Origin of the sequence: Paenibacillus sp. FSL M7-0656 (assembly GCF_038003225.1) — a bacterium.
Taxonomy (GTDB): Bacteria; Bacillota; Bacilli; order Paenibacillales; family Paenibacillaceae; genus Paenibacillus; species Paenibacillus amylolyticus.
In genome coordinates, this window is sequence record NZ_JBBOOT010000001.1 from 506,090 (window position 1) to 528,877 (window position 22,788).

Consider the following 22,788-nt stretch of genomic DNA (forward strand, 5'->3'; position numbering starts at 1 on the left):
TCGTGTATTTAATCTGGATACTTATTGTCGGTGGGCTAATTGGCTGGTTAAGTGGAAATCTGATTGGACGGGACGTGCCGGGAGGCGTACTTGGAAATATCATTGCTGGCTTTGTTGGATCGTGGTTAGGGTATGAACTGTTGGGACCGAGGGGGCCGGTGGTGGGTGGATTTCATATCATACCCGCGATCGTCGGGTCAATCATTGCTCTCTTGATTTTCTATGCTCTGGCGCGTGGTGGAGCGTTCCGAAGACGTTAAAAGGCGGAGACGACAAGTTTTACCCAATTGATTGGGTATTGACGTAAAGCTTCTTTCGCCACCGTTGCATCATCTTCTTCACAAAGCGTAGTTTCCACCCGGTAGTCGAATAAAGCCGCCGATCCTGTTGATCGGCGGCCTCCTTTGGTTTTATGGAAATTAGAAACCACCTCTAGAATGAATGATTTGTCCGGTGATCCATTGGGAATCGTCGCTTGCCAGAAAAGCAATCAGACGGGATACATCTTCAGGAAGACCGATCCTGCCCATCGGAAATTCCGGTAGCAAAGCTTTTTTCACTTCTTCTGACATCCAACCCGTATCAGTAGGCCCGGGATCAACCGCATTCACAGTAATGTGAAGCGGAGCCAGTTCAGCAGATAGACATTCGGTAAAGGTGGAGACAGCGCCTTTTGTTGCGGCATAAGCGAGATTGCCAGGCATCGGCCCCTTACCTTGACCGGACGTGAGGTTGATGATCCGGCCGCCGCAAAGGTCCTGATGGACGGCCAGTTCAACCTCCAGCATACGTGCAAATTCGGCCGATAGCATGAATGTACCTCGAATGTTCATGGCACAGTGCGCATCGATCAATGATGCATTTAATTGACGGAAATCAGCTGCTACACTGTAGGTAGCGTTGTTGACGAGAATGGTCGGCAGCCCGAGAGCCGATCGGCATGCATCAAGCAGTTGCGCTGGAGAATTGGGATCGGTAAGATCGACCTCCATATGCGCTGCCTTAACGCCATAGGAGCGAAGTTCTTCGGCAAAGAGATCCGGCCAGTTTTTGTCGGCATCCCCCGGATTCTCTGATTTATCGTAATCGTACAGATGGGTATAGAACACATTAGCGCCTTCGTGCGCCAACGTGCGGCAGACAGCGGTTCCGATACCTCCGGGGCGGCTAGTGCCTGTCACGATAGCAGTTTTTCCATATAGTTTGGTCATTTTATTTCCTCCGTTTAATAAGGGAGGGAGAAAACCATTTTTCATTGGAGATGGAATTATCCTAGGTATAACAAAAAGCGGATACATCAAGTATCCGCGCCCGGGTTTGATTCAAACGGTTCCTCGCGTCCCTTGAATGATTGCGGATCGGCATCACAAACCAGGCGTGTGGTTATAACCAAAACACCAAGTCGAGCGATCCAGTTTAGATAATCATTACAAGGAAGTCCACATGGTCCGGCGAGTCCCCTTTCCTACATCTCCACTTTAAATATTACGAGTCAGACTCAATTACTGTCAAGATAAATACATGGTAGTGACAAATATAGCAATTCTTATTAAACTAACCTGCCCGTTAGCTTAATGAATTAAAGGGAAAAATAACGATTACGCCTATTCTGCAATAGGAACGAGTTCTTGTCCCTAGACATTTTTTGATAGCAACATTTTAGAATTCTCCTTGACACTATAATTTAATCTTGATGGAAGAGATAATTCTCATTTCACAAATATCAAAATTTGATTAGGTCCAGTCCTTTTCATAACCCGGTAGCCTGTTGTAGATGATGTTGCAATTCCCTCGTTATTCGGCCGGCAAAATCCCCCTACCTGATTAGTACCGTCATCACGAACAAGCAATTTACCGACAACACCAATCGGTATCCATTCTACCCTTTGCAATCGTGGGATATATTCCTTCGATGAGTCATATTATTCGACCTTCCTTATCTTTCACTTCAGGTACAATAACATCATGATATTGAATTCTTCTCACTTATCTTTGACGTATAGATCATTCCATCTGAGGAATGACGGCGTACCATAGTTGCCATTCGCTGGTAAACAACGGTCACTTCGCGATCAGCACCACCATCTGACGAAGGAGTCATGAGTCAGTTCTTAATTTTCTTCATCTAAAGTAGCAAACTCTTCAATCGAAACTTCTTTCTGACCTCGGATTGAAGAGTGATAAGGTACTATATCATTTGCAGAATTCCTTGATTTTCTCCCAATAAGCCACTTCTATAGCGACATGAATGCAAAATGCGCCTCTATTCTTGTCAATCGACAGTTTTATAAAATCGATCTGTGGAGGCTATGTAAGTTCGGATATTTTTTTGCTTCTGGGTATACTACAGCAAGTCGATTGAACAACTTCAAGGAGGATGAGTAATGAATCAAGAACAATTGAATTATGGTACAGATTATAAGTTCGTCCCCGTAACTTCAGTAGGAAGTGGTGTGGGGATTGAAATATTACCTGATTTATTTTGCTACACTATCCAAATCGTCAATATCTGTCTAGTGGGTAACCAGGAATCTGACGAGTTCGTTTTAGTAGATGCTGGAATGCCAAAGTCAGCAAATGAAATAATCTCTATCATTGAGAAGCGTTTCGGTGCAAACAGCCGCCCCAAAGCGGTAATCTTGACTCATGGACATTTTGATCATGTCGGAGGGGTGATCGAACTTGTAAAACACTGGGAAGTTCCGGTTTATGCACATCCGTTGGAGCTCCCCTTCCTCACAGGGGTAAAAAACTACCCGGAACCAGACCCTACAGTTGAAGGTGGTTTGGTAGCGAAGATGTCCCCATCTTTTCCGAATGAATCAATAAATCTTGGAAGCCATGTGCAAACGTTACCTCCTGACGGAACTGTACCCCATATGCCAGGATTTAGATGGATTCATACGCCAGGACATTCGCCGGGTCATATTTCGTTGTTTCGGGAAAATGACGGAGCTTTAATCGCAGGTGATGCTTTCACTACTGTAAAACAAGAGTATATGTATAAAGTATTTAATCAGGAATTGGAGATAAGTGGACCCCCTCGCTATTTAACAACAGATTGGGTTGCTGCGAAGCAATCTGTTGTTAACCTTGAGAATTTAAAGCCCTCGGTTGCTGTAACTGGCCATGGATTACCGATGTCCGGTGAATTGCTGACAACAAGCCTGAAAAAACTGGTTAATGAGTTTGACCAAATTGCCGTACCGGATTACGGCAAGTATGTTAACTAATTTTGTTCACTTCGAGCATAGTGTTTGGACAGCGGTACAAATTCCGTTGTCCAAACACAATGCTTTAACTTTTTAGTACCAGAACCTTCGTTTATTTAAAATTGCCAAAAAACTTCTTTATATCATTCATGAGAAGTACAGGCTGTTCTAAGGCTGCAAAGTGACCGACCGCCACGTTTAAACTCCGACCAGTGAATGATCTTATGATCGCGCTCGGCAAATCGACGAATCGGTAGCATAGTATCCTTCTGAAAAACTGCTACACCAGTGGGTACTGTAGAAATTTTCTTGTTTTCCACTGAAGGATCATACTTAAATAATGTCTCATAATATAGACGTGCTGAAGATCCAGCTGTTCCAGTTAGCCAATAATGCATGACATTTGTAAGAATATCATCACGATCGATAGCATCTTCAGGAAGGTTTGTAGAGTCCGTCCACTCCTTAAATTTTTCAACAATCCATGCTAGTTGACCAACAGGTGAGTCGGTTAAAGCATAGGCTAAAGTCTGTGGACGTGTGGCTTGGATTTTCATGTACCCAGATAATTCAAGATCATAAAGCTTCAATTTTTCTAAACGCTCTTTTTCTTCTTTTGTCAGACTCTCTACCTCTTTAAAATCTTCAGGAGGAAATGTCGTCAACATATTAAGGTGAATTCCAATAATATGATCAGGGTTTAGCAATCCTATTTGTTGAGAAATAAATGAACCCCAATCTCCACCTTGTACGCCGTAACGTTGATATCCTAATCGTTCCATAAGCACTATAAACATCTGAGCGATACGTTGGATATCCATTCCAGGTTGCCGGGTCGGTCCTGAAAATCCGTATCCTGGAATGGACGGCACAACCAGATGAAAAGCATCCTCTGGATTCCCTCCATAGAACCGAGGGTTAGTTAATGGACCAATAATATTTAGAAACTCAACAATCGATCCCGGCCAGCCGTGGATCATTAACAACGGTAACGCATTGGGCTCAGGAGAACGAACGTGGAGAAAATGTATGTTTTCACCGTCTATCGTTGTGATGAACTGAGGAAACTCATTAAGCCTAGCTTCATGTTTTCGCCAATCGTAATTCGTACTCCAGTAGTTTACCAACTCCTTAACATAATTAAGTGGTACACCGTAATCCCATCCCACTCCAGGTAATTCATCTGGCCATCGAGTGCGTTCTAAACGATTTTTCAGGTCATCAAGATCAGCTTGAGGCACAGAAACGCGATAAGATTGAATTTGTTCCAAAGTTGGATCTGCAACTTCCGTTCCTCGTTTCTTTGAATCATTCATCCTTGAAAGCCTCCCATTAAAACTATATTGATTCCATTAATAAAATCGATGAGATCCATTGTGGCAGGCATTCTCCCAAATGCCCGCATTAAACAATAGCAACCATTCCCTCTCCATCTATTAGGATGATGGGTTTCCTACTTGTACTCGTTTTATGAAGAAAGCAAGAGGCAAGCCGACAAGAGCAACCACAAACGCAAAAACAAAGCTAGTCTGGACACCTGCTATTAGAGCTAATGAATCATTTACAGGGTTTGTCGGGTCACTTGCCGTTTCCATAAAAGCATGACTCCCGACTGAAATCAGGCTGATGGCAACTGCCGTACCGATGGCTCCGGCAATCTGCTGAATCGTATTCATAATCGCGCTTCCATGCGGGTATAGTTCCGGAGGCAGTTGATTAAGACCATTGGTCTGCGATGGCATCCACACAGCACAGATACCGACCATCAATCCGGTGTGCATGATCATAATGAGTATTAACGAGGTACTTTCCGAAATTCCCTTAAGAAAAAACAATGCCGTAGAAATTACGATCAAGCCCAAAGGAACAATCCAGCGGGGGCCAAATCTATCAAACAATTTCCCCATTACCGGGGACATAATGGCTTGCAGAATGCCTCCAGGTAATAGCACCAAACCCGCTGTTAAGGCATCCAGTCCCAATCCTCTGATCAAGTACATGGGGAGCACGACCATGGAAGTTAATATGAGAAGCATGCAAACAAACAACATGAGTGTTCCAATTGAAAACATGGGGTATTTGAGTGCGCGTAGATTCAACATCGGCTGCTTTATTCGGTTCTGGCGCCACACGAATACCAACAAAGCCAATATTCCTGCAATCATCGGTAATATAACCATCGCACTACCCCAACCGCCCTCACCTTCACCTACACCACTAAAAGCAAATACAATTCCACCAAATCCTACCGTAGAAACGAAAAGAGACAAAAAATCGATTTTGGGTTTGGAAATCGTAGACACATTTTGGATGAACCTCAATCCAAGCAGCAGACAAATTCCGATGATGGGAAGGGACAACCAGAAAATCCACTGCCACCCCAAGCTTCCGATAATTATTCCAGATAACGTTGGGCCCGTGGCAGGTGCTACAACCAGCACAAGACCCAAAACACCTATGACCGCACCTCTTTTTTCTGGAGGAAAAATAATAAGAATAGTATTAAACATCAACGGCACCAACACGGCCATACTTGCAGCTTGAATGATTCGTCCGATTAACAGTACCTCAAACCCTGTGGCAAGGGCGGCAATTAATGTACCCCCTATCGATAAGCTTAAGGAGAAAATAAACAGTTGCCTGGTGGAAAACCATTGCAGTAGCAGTCCCGACAACGGAACTAAAATGCCCAGCGTCAACAAGTAACCAGTGGTTAGCCACTGCGCCATCGAAGCTGAAATCTGGAACAAGTCCATCAAGCTGCTTAAGGCGACATTCAGCGCTGTTTCGCTGAACAGTCCGACAAAACCACTAAGCAAGAAGACTGCCATAATGAGAGTTGTTTGGTAGTTTTTTTTTGAATTTTGTACGACTTCTGATCCTTGCACATTCATCTGTACATTTCCTATGCATAATAGATTTTATAGATACTTTATGTATCTAATTATTTCAAAAAAAATTAAAGTTTGTCCTTCATTTTAATAACAAGTTTGACCAACATTTGCTCTCCTAAATGCTGCTCCATTTTGGCCTCTGCGGCTTCAACGACTTGCTGAATCGGACATTCAGGTCCGTGGTCAAAACTGCAATCAAATAAAGACGATGTACCTTCAATAACATGAACGATATCAAGTAAAGATAGTTCATCCCATTTTTGCTTTAATTTATATCCCCCATGAGCTCCGGAAGCGGATTCGATCATGTCCGCTTTAGCTAGCTTGGTCAGAATTTTGGACAAATAGGTAGGAGATACCCCCTGTTTCTCAGCCAGCTGATGTACCCCAATTGTCTTGTCGGGGGTAGCGGCCATCAAAAAAACATCGTATGAAGCGCATAATCGGTAGCTTTTGAGTATTTCAAGCTCATCAACCTTCTTTATTAGAGAATCTACATATTCATACTATTTTTAAATTGATGGTTGGATCAAGCTTATGAAAGGTCAAGTCGCTTTACTGGCTGAATTCTTCTTCGGTCAGCTCAAGATTCAGGCTTGCGGCAGCAACACTTCCTGCAGCGGCAGCCACAATAAGTTGTGAAGGGGCACCTGAAGCTGCTTCACCGGCAGCAAATATTCCGGTAATCCCCGTCTTTCCTGTAGCATCGGCAATGACCCCTCCTAAGGCATTTGTCTCCAAGCCTAACCGCTCAGAAAACACAAAATTCGATTGCCAGTTCGGAGTAACAAAGCCACCTGTTCGTCTAATTTTGGAGCCGTCAACAAATTCGACTTCTTGCAGTATCCCGTCTTCGCCATGAAATGCCGCGACTTTTTTTTCTGAAACCGTGATATTGTAGCCGATCAATTTTTGCTTTTGTTCATCGGTCAGAATACTGCGCCCGTTGCTGCAGATGACAAGATCACGACTCCAGTTATATAACAGCTTTGCCAAGTGAAAGAGACCCTCGTTCTCGGCAATAACAATTAGCGGACGATCTCTAAGTTCCCATCCATCGCAATAGGGGCAATGAAACAGACTTTTCCCATACAACTCCTTCAAACCGGGAATATCGGGTACCGTTTCCTTCATCCCTGTAGTAATCAACAGCTTGCGTGCTCGTATCACCTGATCTCCTGCCATAATTAGAAATCCTTCCGGTATCTTCTGGATATCCATGACCGTAAGTGGGTGATGTTCTACAGATGGATAACTCGTGACCTCTTCATAAGCGATGCGCCGAAACTCAGACGGTGTAATCCCATCCCGTGTCAGAAATCCGTGTGAAGCATGTGTAACTGCATTGCGTGGTTGATTGTTATCCAGCAGGGCAACCTTCCGTCTGGCTCTACCCAGTACTAATGCCGCATTCAATCCTGCGGGACCACCGCCAATAATGGCACAATCATAAAGCATATTCAATCTCCTCCTTCAAATTTGTTTGTTGGGCCTTAATCAACATATCACAGACCCTTAATATCTGTAAATGAAATAATTAAATTTTTATTAATTCCTAAATGCCATGAGTATGCTATTTGTGATGGGGGAAGTACAAGAAACAGATAAAAGTACCAAGAAATATCGTTTTCATGATTCCATATAAACAGGTCATTGTAACTTAATCGCTTGTGCCGATTGTACCAATATCTATGGTCAAACTACTCATTAGTTGAACAAAAACAGCCGATCAAATTGATTGATCGACTGCTTTCAACTGTCTTTATTGAGCTATCATTGGTAAGCTAATTATTCGAAACGAATCTCATCTATCCAGATTGTACTATTTCCACCATGCCAGAATGTCATCGTTAGTTGTCCTGGGCTGCTGCGATCTATACCCTTCGCTGCCAAATCAATTTCAACTTCTTTGAAGCTGGTTGTTAACGTATCCCCGCTGAAAGCTGCCAGTGTTTGGGACACTCCCCCGATCGAGAGCTGCATATGATGTTGTTCACCGCCATGTGCACCTTTGATTTTAATTACCATCTTTGAATAATTTTCTATGTTCTGCTTAATATCAGAGCCAAACCATCCGTTATTGTTATACTGAAGCTTCAACGCGCCTGATTCAATGACACCAGCATCGTTTACAAACCCGTTTGCTCCTGTCCATTTGCTAATACCATTGCTTCCCGGCCAACTCATTGAGTCGTTAAATTCATCCAGGAGTAAACTGCTCGTTCCGCTACTGTAACCGCCGTCATAAGGAGTTTGAGTTAAGCTATACGAAAGTGTATTTTCAGACTTCAAGCTGTCGAAAGGCCTGATGTTCTGGTTAGCAGGTTCCATGCCGATGCCCACTTTTCCAAGTGGTGTCCTGCCGCCGGAATAATAATTTGTATTGGCAAATCTTGCGCTCGGACGATTGCCATAAGGATCAAGAATGGACAGCGCCAAGGTGTAAGTACCCGCTGGCAGGTTGGAAGGGATATCAAATTCCCCGGAAACTTGCTGATCGGAAGGCGTCTGATCATATTGACGCGTAGAACTGTTCCAGTCGTCACCTGGCATCCAATTCCGAATATCCTCATTGTTAAAAATGCCCTTCCAAGCAACTGTGCGATCGCTTCTCAGCAAGCTGGCTTCAACGGGCCATTTATAATAGAACGGGGCAGAACCTTTGTTTACAACTTGCAAAGATACTTTCATTTTCTCACCAGGCTGCACGTTTTCCGAAAATGTCGCTTGATTGATGACGAATCGATATCCGAGTTCCTTCTGCATCAGTGCAGCTCCCTGAGAGACAGCGGAATTTTTGGCATCGTACAGATCAATCCAGCCTAGACTGGTCGTATGCGTCTTTTTGATCCAATCGATAACATAATTCCGATGCCTTATATCGCTTAACGTATCATCCGGAGTATCGCCAGGCTGGATATGTTTCTGTCCCCAATCATAAGCAACCTCGCCGCCGTTGACTTGCGTTCTCCAGCTATCTCTAGCAACAATGCCTTCCCCACCTTCCAAATCATCAATTAATGCGAATGAGTCCCAAAGAAGGCCGAAATCATAATTCTGGAACGTATCGGGATAACGTACTTGAACTTTCTTGTTTTGAAAAGCTTGCTCAGCAGCGTCTCCTAAAGCTGTCTGGAAGCTGAGCGGAATCCGGTCGGTCTCATCGGCAAGTTGATCCGGATAAATATGATGTTCTCCCCAATTCCCCCACAATCCCAGCTCCACATAAGCAACACGGGGATCGCTATCCCATGCCTGACCTAGCTTTTGAATAAATGCAGCAAGACGATCTTTCAATATATTTGTTGTCCAGCGTGTAGCCACGTCGCCACTAGGAACCCCTTGGGGCCAAAATTCTCCTTCGTTCGGATATACGATGAGAACGCGAGGAATAACTTTTTTATTTTGGCTTTCAATCCCGGCCCAAGCTGCATTGCTCCAATCCATGATTTTCTGTACAGAGTCCGATGACGCATTCTCCAAATCCGTGTATTTGATATAGTGCTTAAACACCGTTCCGTATTCATGATTCGGAAATTTGGTGTCATTCATAAACCGAGTAGGTCTAAATCCCTTAAAAGGGTTTTTGAAAGCCTCTTGCGTTTCAGTTAGATTAACGGTGATTGTACCAGCCGCTGCTGACGTTTTAGGAAACATTACCGCTAATGGACCTCCTATGAATAACCCAAGAGTTAATATCATGGCCATCGGTTTAAGTAATTTTCTTTTCATCAATGATTCCTCCCAATATCTGATATAAACTTACTGTTGCTAGTGTTAAATTAAGTTTGCAATAAACATTATGTAGACGTCTTTTCCACCTCACTGCCTTTAGTCAATAATTTACTCCAAGATTCTATTATATGATCAATAATCAACCGATCCAAATTGTATCTGTGAACGTCGAGGTCGTCTTGTTTTAATTATTTTGGTAAGTTTCATGCCCTTCTTTCGCCTTTATATTAAACATACTTATATATACAGACACTATCCTTTCTGATAGTAACTATCAATAAAGTGCGTACTTTGTTTAAGTAAGTTTTTATTTTATACTAGCCTTACTTTGAAGAAAAGGAGTCAAAAACAATGAATAAAGTTAAAACCTACAGTCACGATCTTTGGGATCACGGCATCAGCCAGGGCTACAGCGTCAACGGCACCATTTATATTTCGGGACAATTTTCCCACAATACGGAGGGTGAATTCGTTGGTGAGGGCGATATTGAAGCACAGACCCGGCAGACGCTGGAGAATCTCGATCGCGTGCTGGCGGAATTTGGTATCACAAAATCGAACCTCGCTTATGTGGAGATTTATCTGACAAACGCACAAGAGCATATCGAGCCGTGCATTGGGTTGTTTAAGGAATACATGGGACAACACCGGCCTGCGGGCAGCTGTATCGGTGTGACATACCTAGCGTCACCTGAGCAGCTGATCGAAATCAGTGCCGTTGCACACACAAACTAACTCCATTACCGTTTTTTATATGTCACTAAATGTGATATTTCTTGAATGCTTAAAAGAGAATCATTTCATTATTCGCTATATCGGATCTTTATAAAAATGATTGTATGGGTTGATCCTTGACATTCTATATAAACTGCGATAATATTATCTCAAATGACAGTCACCACTGACAGTCATTAAGGCGAGGGATAGCCAATAAGTAACAGTGAAATTTTAGCAACAATGAATAAAATGCTGTTGGCAACGCTCGATCTAATCATGGAAAAAGGTTACAAGATGTGCAGATAATCACTAGGGCTTAACCCCCTAGTTTTTTTACTCACATGATGACAGTCAGTACAGACAGTCATTTCAATTTGAAGGGTGGTGGTTTGGCAGTACAAAGATAAAATTACGCAATACGGATGAAGAAAATAGTTTAAATTAAGTAAGTTTTGATCAGTCGAATACCAACCACTAACCAAGGAGTGAACATGACATGACATTAAAAAAAGACGATAACACACGCCGCACCGCTGCACAGCACACCCTGAGCGAGCATCTGCGCCTTACCGCAGCAGGACGCGTCGACGAATGGTTGAAGCTGTTTGCCCCGGACGCTGTGCTCGAGTTCCCGTACGCGCCGGCCGGCGTGCCCCAAAGGGTAACGGGGCGCGATGCACTATTTGCTCACATGAGTAACTTTCCCAAGACCTTTGACGTGGAGTTCGTCGACCTGGTATTCCACGAGACGGTCGATCCGAATCTGGTGATCGCCGAATTCCGCTCGACGGGAACGGCGCTGCCGACCGGCAAGCCGTACGAGCAGACTTGCATCTCCGTCGTTCGGACCAATGACGACGCGCTCATCACCCATTACTTGGACTACTGGAACCCATTAGTAGCGATCGAGGCGCTCACCCCCCACGACGTGCAGTCCAATCCTGATGACCACAGTGTGACTTTTGGGAGCTGAGGGGAAGCCATGTTTTTAGCTGATGCCTATGCCCTCCGCTGATGCTAGCACGAAGAGCGACGAACGACGTCGGACCATCAATGCATTTTCATTATAATTTATTGTAATAAACATGGTACCATTTCCTGAAAGAGGTGATGGTACCATGTTTATTTCCCAATGGTTCTAACGTCTCTAATTTTATTTGACATTGTTATGTACTTTAGCTACTATAACAATGATGACAGTGATTACTGACATGATTAGAAAAGAGGAATGAAGATGTCTAACAATACAAAATTAAGCAGTAGGGAAAAATTAATGATGGCCGCCATTGACTTAATCTCAAAAAAAGGCTATAGCAGTGTAACAACTCAAGAAATTGCTACTTCTGCTGGTTTAAGTGAAAAAACATTGTTTCGGCAATTTGGAACGAAACAAAACTTGTTAGAAACAGCCTTCGACCATTATCACTATTCAGAAGAAATGGCCAAGATATTTAATGAAAGGCTAGTTTGGGACCTACAAACGGACTTAACATTGATCTGTAGAACATATCATGAAATTATGAATCGTAATCGAAAAATGATTATGATTAGCTTGAAAGAAGAAGATAATTTACCTGGTTTCAGGGAACGAACAATAAAACATCCTCGTCAACTGATGGAGGTTTTGACCAATTATTTTAAAACTATGTATGATAAAGGAAAATTGATTGAAACGAATCCAGAAATACAAGCTTTTTCATTTATGTCACTGAATTATGGTACATTTATAAATAATCTGAATGCAGGATCTTATTTTCCAGCTCTCTCTTTAGAAGATATTATTAAAGAGTTTGTATGGCTATTCTCTAGGGCCTTAACTCCCTAGTTTTTTTCTCGATAATTTGACAGTAAGCACTGACGGTCATTTGTTTAATTATTCATAGCATATAAAGAATCGAGGAAAATTAAATGAACAGCAACGCTGCTACAACAGATAAAACAGGCCCACTTTTACTCCGTGTTCTAGTCTTCACACTTATCATTTCAGTTATGAACGGAACGATGTTTAATGTGGTATTGCCGGTAATCAGCAAGGAATTTGAACTCACCGCATCACAAGTAACTTGGATTGTCTCAGGTTACTTGATTGTGTATGCCATTGGTACAGTAACCTATGGGAAATTATCAGATAAATTTAGTATTAAAGCTTTAATTACGTTTGGTCTCTTACTTCTCGCGGCTGGGTCCATTGTGGGTGTGGTGGCTACACAGTATTGGATGATCATCGTTGCGAGGATCTTGCAAGCTGCTGGTGCGGCTGTGATACCTGCGTTAGCCATGATAATTCCGGTTCGTTTTTTTTCACCTGAGAACCGTGGTCACGCTTTGGGAACTTCTGCAATCGGGACTGCTCTTGGATCAGCACTTGGTCCCATTATTGCTGGATTCGTATCGAGTGCTTTAAATTGGAAATTTCTCTTTGTAATACCTCTGCTCTCTCTTATCACGTTACCCTTTTATAGAAAATATTTGGATGATCAGCCAGTGACAAACGAAAAAATTGATTATATTGGCGGTATTCTGTTGGCAGGAACAGTTTCCACTTTCTTACTGGCACTTTCACAATCCAATATCTGGTTGTTAGTAAGTGGATTAGTCATCTTAGGTTTGTTTATCCTGCGAATTCGCTATGCTTCCGTTCCCTTCGTGAATCCCGTGATCTTTAGAAATAAACAATATTCGATGGGGATGGTTATTGCATTTGTACTCATCGCAGTTGGCTTCGGCATTCCATTCCTGACACCACTCATGTTATCGAATGTGAATGGTCTGTCTCCTGCATTAATTGGATTCATAATGTTGCCTTCAGCCCTTGTTACAGCGTTTCTTGGTCGTAAGGGCGGAAAATTAGCTGATGAGAAAGGGAATCCTTTTCTACTGTATACTGCCTCAACACTGCTTGTTGGTGGTTTCATTATTCTCTCTTCAGTCGTAGGGATGTCACCTACGTATATTCAAATTTTCCTCACACTAGGTGTACTAGGTCAATCTTATATGCAAATTGCTATGTCAAACACCATTTCACGTACCTTGCCTAAGAATGAAATTGGGATCGGTATGGGGTTGTTATCGATGTTTAACTTTATTGCAGCAGCAGGATCTACAGCTGTCATTGGCAAGGTACTTGACGGTGGAACAAGTACTGTTCAATTAAATCCGTTTGTACATGATAATGTTGCTTTTGTGTACAGTAACATTTTGCTGGCTCTAGCCGTGGTAGTTGTTGTAATGACAGTTCTTTATTATTATCAGTTTGGACGTAAATCCAACAATAAATAAAATATCATTATATTTAAAAGGAGGTGAAATCAACGAAAAAATATGACCTGTAATTTTGTCCTTGAACACATTTCCTTATTTAAAGGATTTCTGTTCTTATGTGCTTTCTCGCAACATGCGCGATGACTGTAGGTTTGCCAACGGGCTCATTTCGTTTTCGAAACGCCTGCACCACACCTGTACCTTTAGCGATATCTACGCCAACAACAGGTTTTATGTTCTCAGTCCTTATCTTTCGTTTCGACAGTCCTTTCCACGATGTTTCCAAACCCATAGCTTCGCTTGTTATACGGGGTCAACTGCCTCTACCAGCATAAACATGGTCTTTTGGGAAGTCGTGGGAGAACTGTTTTTGTTACGAGGTCCTAGCCTCTAAAGCCGCCACGTTCTCCCAGCTCCCCCCATCGTAAAACGACCACAAAAAAAGGCCAACCAGCAATTACTGGCTAACCTGATAATACGAAAAACCACAAAAATAGTGACTTCAATGGGACTATGCTCTTGTCCCTCGACATAACGGACAAATTGCAGGATTTCTTTTTGATCTTAATCCAGCCTTTAGCGTTTTAATCGCTCAAAAGAAATCCACAACTTTGACTTAGGTATTCATCTAATCGGTAATGGGAACATGATCTTGTCACACCCCACCAGTTACCTCTGCTTGCCCGGCTGTTATATGCGTTCATTAATTCTGATCAGTAATTTCTTTAAGATTTGCTTCTCCTCGTCATTAAGGGCTTGAACGATTTCATCCTCCACTTTTTGAAATGAGTTATTGAAGTCTTCAATCAAGTCAACCGCTTTTGGTAATACGTAAATATTTTTTTGCCGTTCATTATTGGCCGGGATTTTACGTTCGATGAAACCTTTTTGCTCTAGACCTTGAAGCATGCTTGTAACGCTTGCCCCACGCAGATGAAACCGATCTGCAAGATCCTTTTGAATAATATGATTATCTTGATTCTCATAAATATAATCGATTACTTTTCCTTGTTGAGAACTTAATCCTAGCTCTTTTATACTCTCATCCGCTCTTTTCTTTAACTTAAGACCGATAATTTGAAACAACTCCATATAAGGCGTATCTTCTCGGGAAGGCATGACCGTCCATCGTCCCCTCTGTAATTGTTAGGAATCTAATTGTAAGTAGCTAAAATATACAGTGATCCCAGTAGGCTTGTCAAACAAAAGTTAGACTATTGACTGTTAGATATCTAACAGTTATACTCCGAAGTGTTGAAACACAAACACATTAGGAGGAGTTATGATGGAGAAATTAAATCAGAATGCTGGGTTAGAAGAAATTACGGCGATTACAAATGTACGAATCTTTGATGGATATCAAATTATTGCTCCCAGACATATTGTCATTAAAGGGGTTTCCATTATTTCAGTGGGCGGAGACATCCCAAGCGATGCAACAATTATCGATGGAGAAAATGCGACATTAATACCTGGTCTCATTGATGCACATGTTCATACCTCAATTGGCGGATTACGAGATGCCTTAAAATTCGGTGTTACAACAGAACTCGAAATGAACGGCGATTTTACGAAAAGAGGGCGCGAAATTCAGCTAAAAAATGTGGATGACATCGCAGACGTTCGATCTGCTGGGACAGCGATTACCGCTCCTGGTGGGCACCCAGATGAATTACTGCCTGATGGAGATGAAATACCTGAATTCGTATTAAAGGAACTAGAGAAGTTGTCGGAGGAAGACCGGGAAGCAATGTTGGCCGCCTACGCTCACGATCTCGACGAAATACCTCAAGTGACGACGGTTGATGAAGCGATCAAACATGTGCATACCCAAGTGGAGAATGGATCCGACTATATTAAGATCATGATTGAAGAGGGAACGGTTATGGGTGCACCCGGCCTGCCTGTTCTAAGTGATGAGATTCTAAAAACAGCCGTTACTGAAGCCCACAAGTTCGATAAGTTGGTCATTGCCCACGTTTTGACGGCTCTTTCATCGAAAGCAGCCATCGATTTTGGAGTCGACGGTTTGGGGCACTTGTTTATCGACAGACCCGAGTACACGTCCGAATTGGTCAAATCCATAGCTAAATCTGGAGCTTTTGTTACACCGTGCTTGGTGTTAAATTCATCGATTATAGGTAATCCGGCATCAGAATTGGCTAATGATCCACGAGTTCATTCCAAATTAAGTCCGGATTGGATCGATATCTTGAACTCAAGCTTCAATACATTCCCACAAGGTAACATGGAGAACAGCTTTAAAAATGTGATGGATCTTCACCGTGCCGGAGTTGATATTCTTGTAGGGACGGATGTCGCACCGGTTCCCGTTCCGAACCTTGGTGGCCTTGCTCATGGGGCCAGTGTTCACCACGAAATGCAGCTGCTGGTGAAGGCTGGGTTCACTCCGATCGAAGCTCTTCAGTCGGCTACTTCCAAACCGGCCCGTTGCTTTGGTCTACAAGATCGTGGCCGGATTACCGAAGGTGCACGTGCTGATCTTATTCTCATAAACGGTGATCCGATCACTAATATTTCAGATACTTTGTCAATCAAATCTGTGTGGTTCAATGGTTCGCAAAAACTAGGCTAAAACTAGTAGTTTATATTTCCTAATTGTAAAATCACTAAGAAGAGGGATTGCAAAATGCAGTCCCTCTTCGACTTTAATCTATTTTTCCAAATCTTAATTTTTTGGAACGATGCCCAGATCAATGAGAGGTAATTATGCTTTTGGAATTGCCCCTATTTGTTGAAGCAAGCCAAGCATATCGGGTTGACCATACTCTTCAATAATTTGGCCATTAGAGATCCGATAAAAATTCATTGCATTTACTTCGATTTTTTTGCTCGTTGGTGGAAACCCGAGAAACTCTCCGTCTTGTGTGCCCTTCATGACAAAATGAGCTGCTACTAGATCCTCTTCTGCTACCAGCTCCTTAACAGTCCATTGTATATCGGAAAAACCAGATCTCATCATATGAATTATGGAGAGATAACCACTTGGACCATTCATTGGTTCTTTTTGCATAGGTACATAAAAAACAGCATCTGGAGCAATCAATTCTTCAGCAAGTTCCTTGCTTGCCGTATTAATGAAGTTCGTGAAACGATACATCAATTGTTTGTTTTCTGTAATCGTCATATTTAAACCCCTTTCTATTTTCGTGAGCATATGCCTTCATTAAAATTTTATCTCTACTTTAGATAATTGGTAAGTAGGCACCTTAATGTTGCATAGGAACCTTTTTGTAACTAGTATTTTATCTTTAGGTTGCAGAGCCAATAAACTGATCTCTAAATGCTGTCTCCAAGAATTCAAGAACGTTAACATATGATTCAAAAAATAGTCACTCAGTTGCATAAACTCTCTTGCAAACTCCCTCCTCCTTTCATTTGATTTTTCATCGACAGAATTATAATATAAGCAATGTATTGATTTTGAAAGTAGGCACCTTTTTGTTATATAGGAAACTAATAGTAACTATTGGAGGCGATAATACAGTGATTTCAAAAAAAGAGTTGCCGTTGTGTCCCGTCGCAACGACAGTTGGATTGATAGGTAACAAGTGGAAGTTATTGGTTATGAGGGATCTTTTGAAGGGAACTCATCGATTCGGAGAACTTCGTAAAAGTATCCCGGAGATCAGTCAAAAGGTTCTCACTGAAAATTTACGTTCAATGGAAGAGGATGGAATTGTCATTCGTACTGTTTTTGCAGAAGTCCCTCCGAGAGTCGAATACAGCTTAAGTGATTTAGGAAATTCACTGAAGCCAATTATATTCTCTATGGAAACATGGGGGCTCGGGTACCAGAAACTCAATGATGAACTTCCAAACGATATTCATCAGAGTGAATGATGTCAAATTGTTACTCCACGGTCATTTCAAAATAGAATGAATCCCTCTACATCTTCAAGTTAAATCAATGGAGGACTCATACGTCCTCCATTGACTCGTATGAGAGAGTTGATCTTCGAACACCAGTTTCTGCAATATTTCTATTGCATGAAGAAAAAACGGGCAAGATCCTCATTAAATGAATGGCTATTTAAAATCAAAATGGATATGCACTGTTTTTGGATACATGAATAATTTCAGATGGAAACCTTGCCTTAAAATATTTTTCGACTTTCAGATGAATTCTTTTCTCGTACCATTTCTCCCAGCCGTTCGCCTCAAATAATTGTGGCATCCCTAACCGCTTAGATCTCATCCCCATTTGACCATCACCAATCAATAGCGTATCAATCCAAATTCGATCAGTTATGCCTTGTAACATGTTAGCGAAATTAGGTGAAAAAGGTAGCACAGGGGAAATAGATACTTGTGTATGTATCCCTGCATCATTTATCTTTTTCAAGGCTTTAACTCGTAAATCTATTCCAGGAGCATAGGGCGAAAAAATTCGTTTCACGTCTTCGCGATCTGTCTCGATTGTCATTGAAACCATAATTCTACATTTTTCCTTTAATTTCAGCAGTATATCAAGGTCTCTGGCAACCAGCGGGCTTCTAGTTTGAATTTGAAGTGAATCTGGTGGGTTTTTATCCATTTCTTCCAACAGGCTTCTTGTAATGTTTGCCTTCTGCTCTACAGGTTGATAAGGATCTGTGGCTGATGACATGAATATACTTATGGGTTTATTTTTACGTCTTAGAAGAGAGACTTCCTTTAGATAGTTTTCTGCTGCATTTTTCTTGACATCCACCCACGATCCCCAAGGAATATCCTTAAACTTTTGAATAGGCATTTCTCTGACGTAACAGTATTCGCAAGCAAATGCACAACCCGTATAGGGATTTAGTGAATGAGTAAAACCAATATCTAGATAACCTTTTACTTCACTTAATATTTTCTTAGACACAATGTCTGTGATTTCAATTGGCATGACGCTACCATCCCCTCAATTACTTTTACGCCCACTTCTCCTCTTGAGTTTTATCTTAAAATTTCTCATGCTACTTGAAATGACGACTTGAAAATTACGTCCCGCAAGCGAACCGGGAAATTGGGCATCCTACTGATTTCTCGACTGTCTTAAACCTTCTGCTATTCCTCCTCCTTCGTGGCTTTTCTTTTGAATGTCCTTACTGAATACAGGGGCAGATTTATAATAATGAAGTTTTTTATCTTTGACATCCAAACATAGTTTACTCTGCCTCTTTATTTATCTTTTTTGTGATTCCCGGTTTGCCGAAAGATCTGCTCGTATTTGTTGCCGCACCCATAAGTTAGACTCTTATTTTCTATGTTCATGTGGGCAATTCAGTAATATCAACGTTCATATGTTCAGTAAGCATTAAGGTTACATCTACTTTCACTTTGCTCCATAATAATGTCATTTTATGAATGTAACCTCTCACCGAATAATCTACCGTTAAACTCAGCTCAGATCTTACTTCATCTATGATTTTAATATGATGTTCCTTTAGCCTTTGTTTTGATTTGTACATCTCTAAAGCAATTTTCTTTTGGGTACCGTCCAGGTAGTCAACATACACAGATTTCATTTTGAAATTTGAAGCGTATATTTTATGTTTATCTACCTCCAGAGCACCTAAAAGATAAGGGAGCTCTACCACCCTCTTCACGAGTGAAAGTTCCTCGAAAGTCTGTCGCACTTTACACGCCTCCTTCTTCAAGTTTCACAGCGACCAATTGATCAAAATCGACCCATTCAAATCCATTCTCCATTTCAATTTTGATTTTCTTTCCAAAGGCACTGACTGAAGTGACGATCCCGTGTATATACCGATTGCCTGACTCAGTAAATATTTCAAAGGTGGCTTGCAATGTATAATTGAGCGACATATCTATATTTTGTGTAATAATCTCCCACTCATCTTCATGGATCAGCGGCTTCGCTTGATAATGAATTTGAGTACGATGCTGTATAATTCGTTCTTTATGTTGAGGAAGCATCATGCGGCTCGATTCCCATAATCCATTGGCCTCCAGTTTTTTGCTCATTTATAATGCCCCCCAATTTTAGATGCTCGATCGATCGCTTGACCCGCAGCCGTAATGGAGCTCGCTCGTAGAATGGCAATGTCGCCAAATCGATCCTTGATGTCGTCCATCACCTGATCAATGGCCCGTTTCTGCGCTTGATCATCAAAAAAAGAAAGTTGATATGTATCCGCGTTGGATAATTGAGACAGGGATACGCCTACACGGCGCACAGGTTGCCCATCCCAGTGTTGATGAAATATGCGTTTGGCTATCTTGCATACATCAACGGTTATGTTTGTAGGATCAGACAGTTTAACCTGCCTGTGAAAACCAGTGGGGTGGTCAAAATCCGCTCCAGATACACTTACGGATACGACACTGCTCATCAGTCCCTTTTTGCGGGCTCTTCTGCATACTTCTGTGCAGATATCGAGAATAACCACTTCGATCTCCCAAGCCTCTGTGAAATCTCTAGGTAGGGTCATTCCGTTTCCAATATCTTTTTGTGTACTGTGCGTGTTGACGGTTACCGGCGAATTGTCGAGTCCATTTGCGACTCGCCAAATGACTTCTCCATTAACACCCCACTTACTTCTTAATTTGGAAAGAGGCGTATTCGCCAGGTCTCTAATGGTTCGGATGCCCATCTTCCACAGATGTTTTTCCATTCTTGAGCCGATCCCCCACATATCGCGGATGGGCTTATCTCCAATGTGGAGGTGTAATTCCTCTTTCTTTAAGTGGAAAATACCCCCCTCTGCTTTTTTAGCGATCATATCACAGCACAATTTACTGATGATTTTGTTTTCACCAATGCCAGCTCTTGCGTAAACGCCTGTTTCATTATAGATTTTGTCTTGAATTTGCTTGGCCAAATCGACGGGATCATTACCGAATAGATGCATAGACCCTGTAAAATCAGCGAATAATTCGTCTATACTGTACGGTTCGACCAGATCGGTAAACTCCTCAATAATGGACATGATTTGAGTGGATACTTCGATGTATTCTTGCATGTGTGGTCTCACAATGATCAGTTCAGGGCACTTCTGAAGAGACTGCCAGAGTGGTTCCGCGGTAGACACACCCTTCGCTTTGGCTAGTGGACAAGCGGCAAGGATAATTCCAGAGCGTCTTGCGGGGTCTCCCGCAACAGCTAATGGTCTATTTTTGTATTGAGGCATTTTTGCCTTTTCGACTGAAGCATAAAAGCTCTGCATATCAATGAGCATAATGGTTCGTTGCTTAGTCAACACTGTAATCACTCCTGTACTTTTGAGAACGTATGTTTGTATATATTATAGACCGAACACACGTTCTTTATGCAAGAGGTAAATATTTATATTTAGCTTTTGAAAACCCTTGGAGACCATAATGAACTGTAGACTGGATATTGTCAGCCACTTTAACCATCCAAATAATTAATTTTTAGTTTTATTATTGATGCACAAAAAACCAAGTACTTGTCTCACAAAGTGACAAGTACTTGGTCTATTTGATAGAATTTAAAGATTGAATCATCTTTCGTTCGATTGCAAATTATATTTCCAAATCCAATCTTTCCCCGTTGGATTCAATCACCTTTTTATACCAGTGGAAACTGTCCTTTTTACTTCTTTTCAGGGTACCTCTGCCCTTGTTATCCTTATCTACATAAATGAATCCGTAGCGTTTCTCCATTTCGCCAGTTGAGGCACTAACGATGTCGATGCAACCCCAAGCCGTGTAGCCGATAAGATTAACGCCATCGAGGATAGCTTCTCTCATTTGTTCGATATGATCTCGCAGGAAATTGATCCTGTACGTATCATGGATAGATCCATCCTCTTCGATGACATCAACCGCTCCCAGACCATTTTCAACGATCATTATAGGGATTCCATACCGATCGTAGACATGATTGAGTACGTAACGAAGTCCAACTGGATCGATTTGCCATCCCCAATCATTTGCCTTCAAATAAGGATTTTTGAATCCACCAAAGACATTCCCCTGGGTCTCATCACCTTCTGGGCGGGTACCCACTACATGAGACTTGTAGTAGCTGAAGCTATAGAAATCAACACAGCCTTGTTTTAGCACTTCTACGTCCTCTTCTGCCATCTCAATCTGAATATTGTTCTCATTAAAATATCTCTTGGCAAAGTCAGGGTATTCCCCTCTAACTTGCACGTCGCTGCTCAGCATATTGTTAATCTGATCCATTCTCAGAGCCTTCAACATATCTTCCGGTTTACATGTACTTCCGTAACCATGACTATAATTAATCATACAACCGATTTGGAACGCCGGATTAATCTCATGAGCAAGTTTGACCGCTTTTGCACTTGCTATAAATTGATGATGTAAAGCCTGGAATCTTAATTGCGTACTATCCACAACCGTATTGTTAAATACACCACTATCATCAACTAATAATGCCCCTGCTATATATGCACCTGCTGGAACAATTAAACTATTGATCTCATTAAATGTAATCCAGTACTTCACGACATCCTTGTAACGGGTGAAAATGGTCTCACAATACCGTACGTAGCAGTCGATCATCTCTCTGGAAGCCCAGGCATTGAATTTCTCTGTTAGCGCAAACGGAGCTTCGTAATGTGAGATCGTAACGATAGGTTCAATATTATACTTTTTCAGTTCACTGAACACCTTGTCGTAAAATTGAAGTCCTGCTTCATTTGGCGTTACATCGTCCCCGTTGGGGAATATTCTGGACCAAGCAATGGACATTCTGAAGCATCGAAAGCCCATCTCTGCAAACAGACGGATATCTTCTTTGTAATGATGGTAAAAGTCTACTGCCTCATGGGAAGGATAGTTTACACCCTCCTCAATGTGTTTAGTGATCCGTCTTGGAATAGTATGCGTTCCACCCGTCATCATATCTGCTGTACTTGCTTTTTTACCATCAATGTTCCAGGCACCCTCGTATTGATTCGCCGCTGTTGCGCCGCCCCACATAAAAGAGTCTGGGAATACGGTTGTGTTCTTCATTGGAAATTCCT

21 protein-coding genes and 1 pseudogene are annotated in these 22,788 nt (G+C 42.0%); 8 read left to right on the forward strand and 14 right to left on the reverse strand.

Annotated elements, in window-relative coordinates:
• The first annotated feature begins 2 nt into the window (after window positions 1-2).
• A complete protein-coding gene (locus MHI01_RS02155) occupies window positions 3-260 on the forward strand; it encodes a GlsB/YeaQ/YmgE family stress response membrane protein (RefSeq protein WP_074095306.1) in 258 nt (85 codons plus the stop codon).
• Window positions 261-419: 159 nt separating this feature from the next.
• Here MHI01_RS02155 and MHI01_RS02160 read toward each other — a convergent pair whose 3' ends face one another.
• Entirely contained in the window at window positions 420-1,211 is a 792-nt protein-coding gene (locus MHI01_RS02160) for an SDR family oxidoreductase (protein WP_340982412.1), read from the reverse strand.
• A gap of 498 nt (window positions 1,212-1,709) precedes the next feature.
• Window positions 1,710-1,892 (reverse strand): peptidase G2 autoproteolytic cleavage domain-containing protein, encoded by a 183-nt coding sequence (locus MHI01_RS02165; RefSeq protein WP_235431580.1) that lies wholly within the window; start codon window positions 1,890-1,892, stop codon window positions 1,710-1,712.
• 492 nt (window positions 1,893-2,384) lie between these two features.
• Here MHI01_RS02165 and MHI01_RS02170 point away from each other — a divergent pair, with 492 nt between their 5' ends.
• Complete coding sequence (locus tag MHI01_RS02170; RefSeq protein WP_340982413.1) at window positions 2,385-3,233, forward strand: MBL fold metallo-hydrolase; 849 nt, start codon at window positions 2,385-2,387, stop codon at window positions 3,231-3,233.
• Between the two features lie 122 nt (window positions 3,234-3,355).
• Here MHI01_RS02170 and MHI01_RS02175 read toward each other — a convergent pair whose 3' ends face one another.
• From MHI01_RS02175 to MHI01_RS02195, 5 genes and pseudogenes are all read right to left on the reverse strand, one after another.
• The gene (locus tag MHI01_RS02175; protein ID WP_340982414.1) at window positions 3,356-4,528 is read right to left on the reverse strand and encodes an epoxide hydrolase family protein; all 1,173 of its coding nucleotides are present in this window, start codon (window positions 4,526-4,528) and stop codon (window positions 3,356-3,358) included.
• Between the two features lie 120 nt (window positions 4,529-4,648).
• Window positions 4,649-6,106 (reverse strand): DHA2 family efflux MFS transporter permease subunit, encoded by a 1,458-nt coding sequence (locus MHI01_RS02180; RefSeq protein ID WP_445744888.1) that lies wholly within the window; start codon window positions 6,104-6,106, stop codon window positions 4,649-4,651.
• Between the two features lie 65 nt (window positions 6,107-6,171).
• Window positions 6,172-6,572: pseudogene (locus MHI01_RS02185) on the reverse strand (Rrf2 family transcriptional regulator).
• 89 nt (window positions 6,573-6,661) lie between these two features.
• Window positions 6,662-7,564, reverse strand: a complete 903-nt coding sequence (locus tag MHI01_RS02190) for an NAD(P)/FAD-dependent oxidoreductase (protein WP_340982415.1) — start codon at window positions 7,562-7,564, stop codon at window positions 6,662-6,664.
• Between the two features lie 330 nt (window positions 7,565-7,894).
• Complete coding sequence (locus tag MHI01_RS02195; protein WP_340982416.1) at window positions 7,895-9,838, reverse strand: DUF4832 domain-containing protein; 1,944 nt, start codon at window positions 9,836-9,838, stop codon at window positions 7,895-7,897.
• A gap of 354 nt (window positions 9,839-10,192) precedes the next feature.
• On the opposite strand from MHI01_RS02195, the gene MHI01_RS02200 reads away from it, so the two are divergent.
• From MHI01_RS02200 to MHI01_RS02215, 4 genes are all read left to right on the forward strand, one after another.
• Window positions 10,193-10,576: a RidA family protein gene (locus MHI01_RS02200; protein WP_047843230.1), complete on the forward strand. Its 384-nt coding sequence runs from the start codon at window positions 10,193-10,195 to the stop codon at window positions 10,574-10,576.
• A gap of 478 nt (window positions 10,577-11,054) precedes the next feature.
• The gene (locus tag MHI01_RS02205) at window positions 11,055-11,531 is read left to right on the forward strand and encodes a nuclear transport factor 2 family protein (RefSeq protein WP_340982418.1); all 477 of its coding nucleotides are present in this window, start codon (window positions 11,055-11,057) and stop codon (window positions 11,529-11,531) included.
• 261 nt (window positions 11,532-11,792) lie between these two features.
• Complete coding sequence (locus MHI01_RS02210; protein ID WP_340982419.1) at window positions 11,793-12,383, forward strand: TetR/AcrR family transcriptional regulator; 591 nt, start codon at window positions 11,793-11,795, stop codon at window positions 12,381-12,383.
• 83 nt (window positions 12,384-12,466) lie between these two features.
• Window positions 12,467-13,837, forward strand: a complete 1,371-nt coding sequence (locus tag MHI01_RS02215; RefSeq protein ID WP_340982420.1) for an MFS transporter — start codon at window positions 12,467-12,469, stop codon at window positions 13,835-13,837.
• A 672-nt stretch (window positions 13,838-14,509) separates the two neighbouring features.
• Here MHI01_RS02215 and MHI01_RS02220 read toward each other — a convergent pair.
• Window positions 14,510-14,938 carry a MarR family winged helix-turn-helix transcriptional regulator gene (locus MHI01_RS02220; protein ID WP_036613915.1) on the reverse strand — a complete coding sequence of 143 codons (429 nt, stop codon included), beginning with the start codon at window positions 14,936-14,938 and terminating at the stop codon, window positions 14,510-14,512.
• 166 nt (window positions 14,939-15,104) lie between these two features.
• Here MHI01_RS02220 and MHI01_RS02225 point away from each other — a divergent pair, with 166 nt between their 5' ends.
• On the forward strand, window positions 15,105-16,415 hold the full coding sequence (locus tag MHI01_RS02225; RefSeq protein ID WP_340982421.1) for an amidohydrolase family protein: 1,311 nt from the start codon (window positions 15,105-15,107) through the stop codon (window positions 16,413-16,415).
• 132 nt (window positions 16,416-16,547) lie between these two features.
• Here MHI01_RS02225 and MHI01_RS02230 read toward each other — a convergent pair whose 3' ends face one another.
• Entirely contained in the window at window positions 16,548-16,967 is a 420-nt protein-coding gene (locus tag MHI01_RS02230) for an ester cyclase (protein WP_076317746.1), read from the reverse strand.
• A 359-nt stretch (window positions 16,968-17,326) separates the two neighbouring features.
• Between MHI01_RS02230 and MHI01_RS02235 the strand changes: the two genes are divergently transcribed.
• Window positions 17,327-17,683, forward strand: coding sequence for a winged helix-turn-helix transcriptional regulator (locus MHI01_RS02235; protein WP_036613919.1), 357 nt, complete (start codon window positions 17,327-17,329; stop codon window positions 17,681-17,683).
• A gap of 196 nt (window positions 17,684-17,879) precedes the next feature.
• Here MHI01_RS02235 and MHI01_RS02240 read toward each other — a convergent pair whose 3' ends face one another.
• The 5 genes from MHI01_RS02240 to MHI01_RS02260 all read right to left on the reverse strand — a co-directional run bounded on the left by MHI01_RS02240 (window position 17,880) and on the right by MHI01_RS02260 (window position 22,777).
• Window positions 17,880-18,713: an SPL family radical SAM protein gene (locus MHI01_RS02240; RefSeq protein ID WP_127549272.1), complete on the reverse strand. Its 834-nt coding sequence runs from the start codon at window positions 18,711-18,713 to the stop codon at window positions 17,880-17,882.
• Between the two features lie 364 nt (window positions 18,714-19,077).
• Window positions 19,078-19,446: a hypothetical protein gene (locus tag MHI01_RS02245; RefSeq protein WP_036613922.1), complete on the reverse strand. Its 369-nt coding sequence runs from the start codon at window positions 19,444-19,446 to the stop codon at window positions 19,078-19,080.
• Window position 19,447: 1 nt separating this feature from the next.
• The gene (locus MHI01_RS02250) at window positions 19,448-19,795 is read right to left on the reverse strand and encodes a YolD-like family protein (protein WP_127549274.1); all 348 of its coding nucleotides are present in this window, start codon (window positions 19,793-19,795) and stop codon (window positions 19,448-19,450) included.
• On the reverse strand, window positions 19,792-21,009 hold the full coding sequence (locus MHI01_RS02255; protein WP_164783318.1) for a DNA polymerase IV: 1,218 nt from the start codon (window positions 21,007-21,009) through the stop codon (window positions 19,792-19,794). Before MHI01_RS02255 ends, MHI01_RS02250 begins: the two co-directional genes overlap by 4 nt.
• Before the next feature lie 307 nt (window positions 21,010-21,316).
• A complete protein-coding gene (locus MHI01_RS02260; RefSeq protein WP_127549278.1) occupies window positions 21,317-22,777 on the reverse strand; it encodes a glycoside hydrolase family 1 protein in 1,461 nt (486 codons plus the stop codon).
• Between the last annotated feature and the right edge of the window lie 11 nt (window positions 22,778-22,788).

Coding starts and splice junctions, on each gene's coding strand:
- MHI01_RS02175 (WP_340982414.1), bottom strand. CDS start 4,528: ATGAATGATTCAAAGAAACGAGGAACGGAAGTTGCAGATCCAACTTTG.
- MHI01_RS02260 (WP_127549278.1), bottom strand. CDS start 22,777: ATGAAGAACACAACCGTATTCCCAGACTCTTTTATGTGGGGCGGCGCA.
- MHI01_RS02255 (WP_164783318.1), bottom strand. CDS start 21,009: ATGCTCATTGATATGCAGAGCTTTTATGCTTCAGTCGAAAAGGCAAAA.
- MHI01_RS02195 (WP_340982416.1), bottom strand. CDS start 9,838: ATGAAAAGAAAATTACTTAAACCGATGGCCATGATATTAACTCTTGGG.
- MHI01_RS02220 (WP_036613915.1), bottom strand. CDS start 14,938: ATGCCTTCCCGAGAAGATACGCCTTATATGGAGTTGTTTCAAATTATC.
- MHI01_RS02205 (WP_340982418.1), top strand. CDS start 11,055: ATGACATTAAAAAAAGACGATAACACACGCCGCACCGCTGCACAGCAC.
- MHI01_RS02230 (WP_076317746.1), bottom strand. CDS start 16,967: ATGACGATTACAGAAAACAAACAATTGATGTATCGTTTCACGAACTTC.
- MHI01_RS02200 (WP_047843230.1), top strand. CDS start 10,193: ATGAATAAAGTTAAAACCTACAGTCACGATCTTTGGGATCACGGCATC.
- MHI01_RS02250 (WP_127549274.1), bottom strand. CDS start 19,795: ATGAGCAAAAAACTGGAGGCCAATGGATTATGGGAATCGAGCCGCATG.
- MHI01_RS02170 (WP_340982413.1), top strand. CDS start 2,385: ATGAATCAAGAACAATTGAATTATGGTACAGATTATAAGTTCGTCCCC.
- MHI01_RS02160 (WP_340982412.1), bottom strand. CDS start 1,211: ATGACCAAACTATATGGAAAAACTGCTATCGTGACAGGCACTAGCCGC.
- MHI01_RS02210 (WP_340982419.1), top strand. CDS start 11,793: ATGTCTAACAATACAAAATTAAGCAGTAGGGAAAAATTAATGATGGCC.
- MHI01_RS02180 (WP_445744888.1), bottom strand. CDS start 6,106: ATGAATGTGCAAGGATCAGAAGTCGTACAAAATTCAAAAAAAAACTAC.
- MHI01_RS02190 (WP_340982415.1), bottom strand. CDS start 7,564: ATGCTTTATGATTGTGCCATTATTGGCGGTGGTCCCGCAGGATTGAAT.
- MHI01_RS02225 (WP_340982421.1), top strand. CDS start 15,105: ATGGAGAAATTAAATCAGAATGCTGGGTTAGAAGAAATTACGGCGATT.
- MHI01_RS02240 (WP_127549272.1), bottom strand. CDS start 18,713: ATGCCAATTGAAATCACAGACATTGTGTCTAAGAAAATATTAAGTGAA.
- MHI01_RS02215 (WP_340982420.1), top strand. CDS start 12,467: ATGAACAGCAACGCTGCTACAACAGATAAAACAGGCCCACTTTTACTC.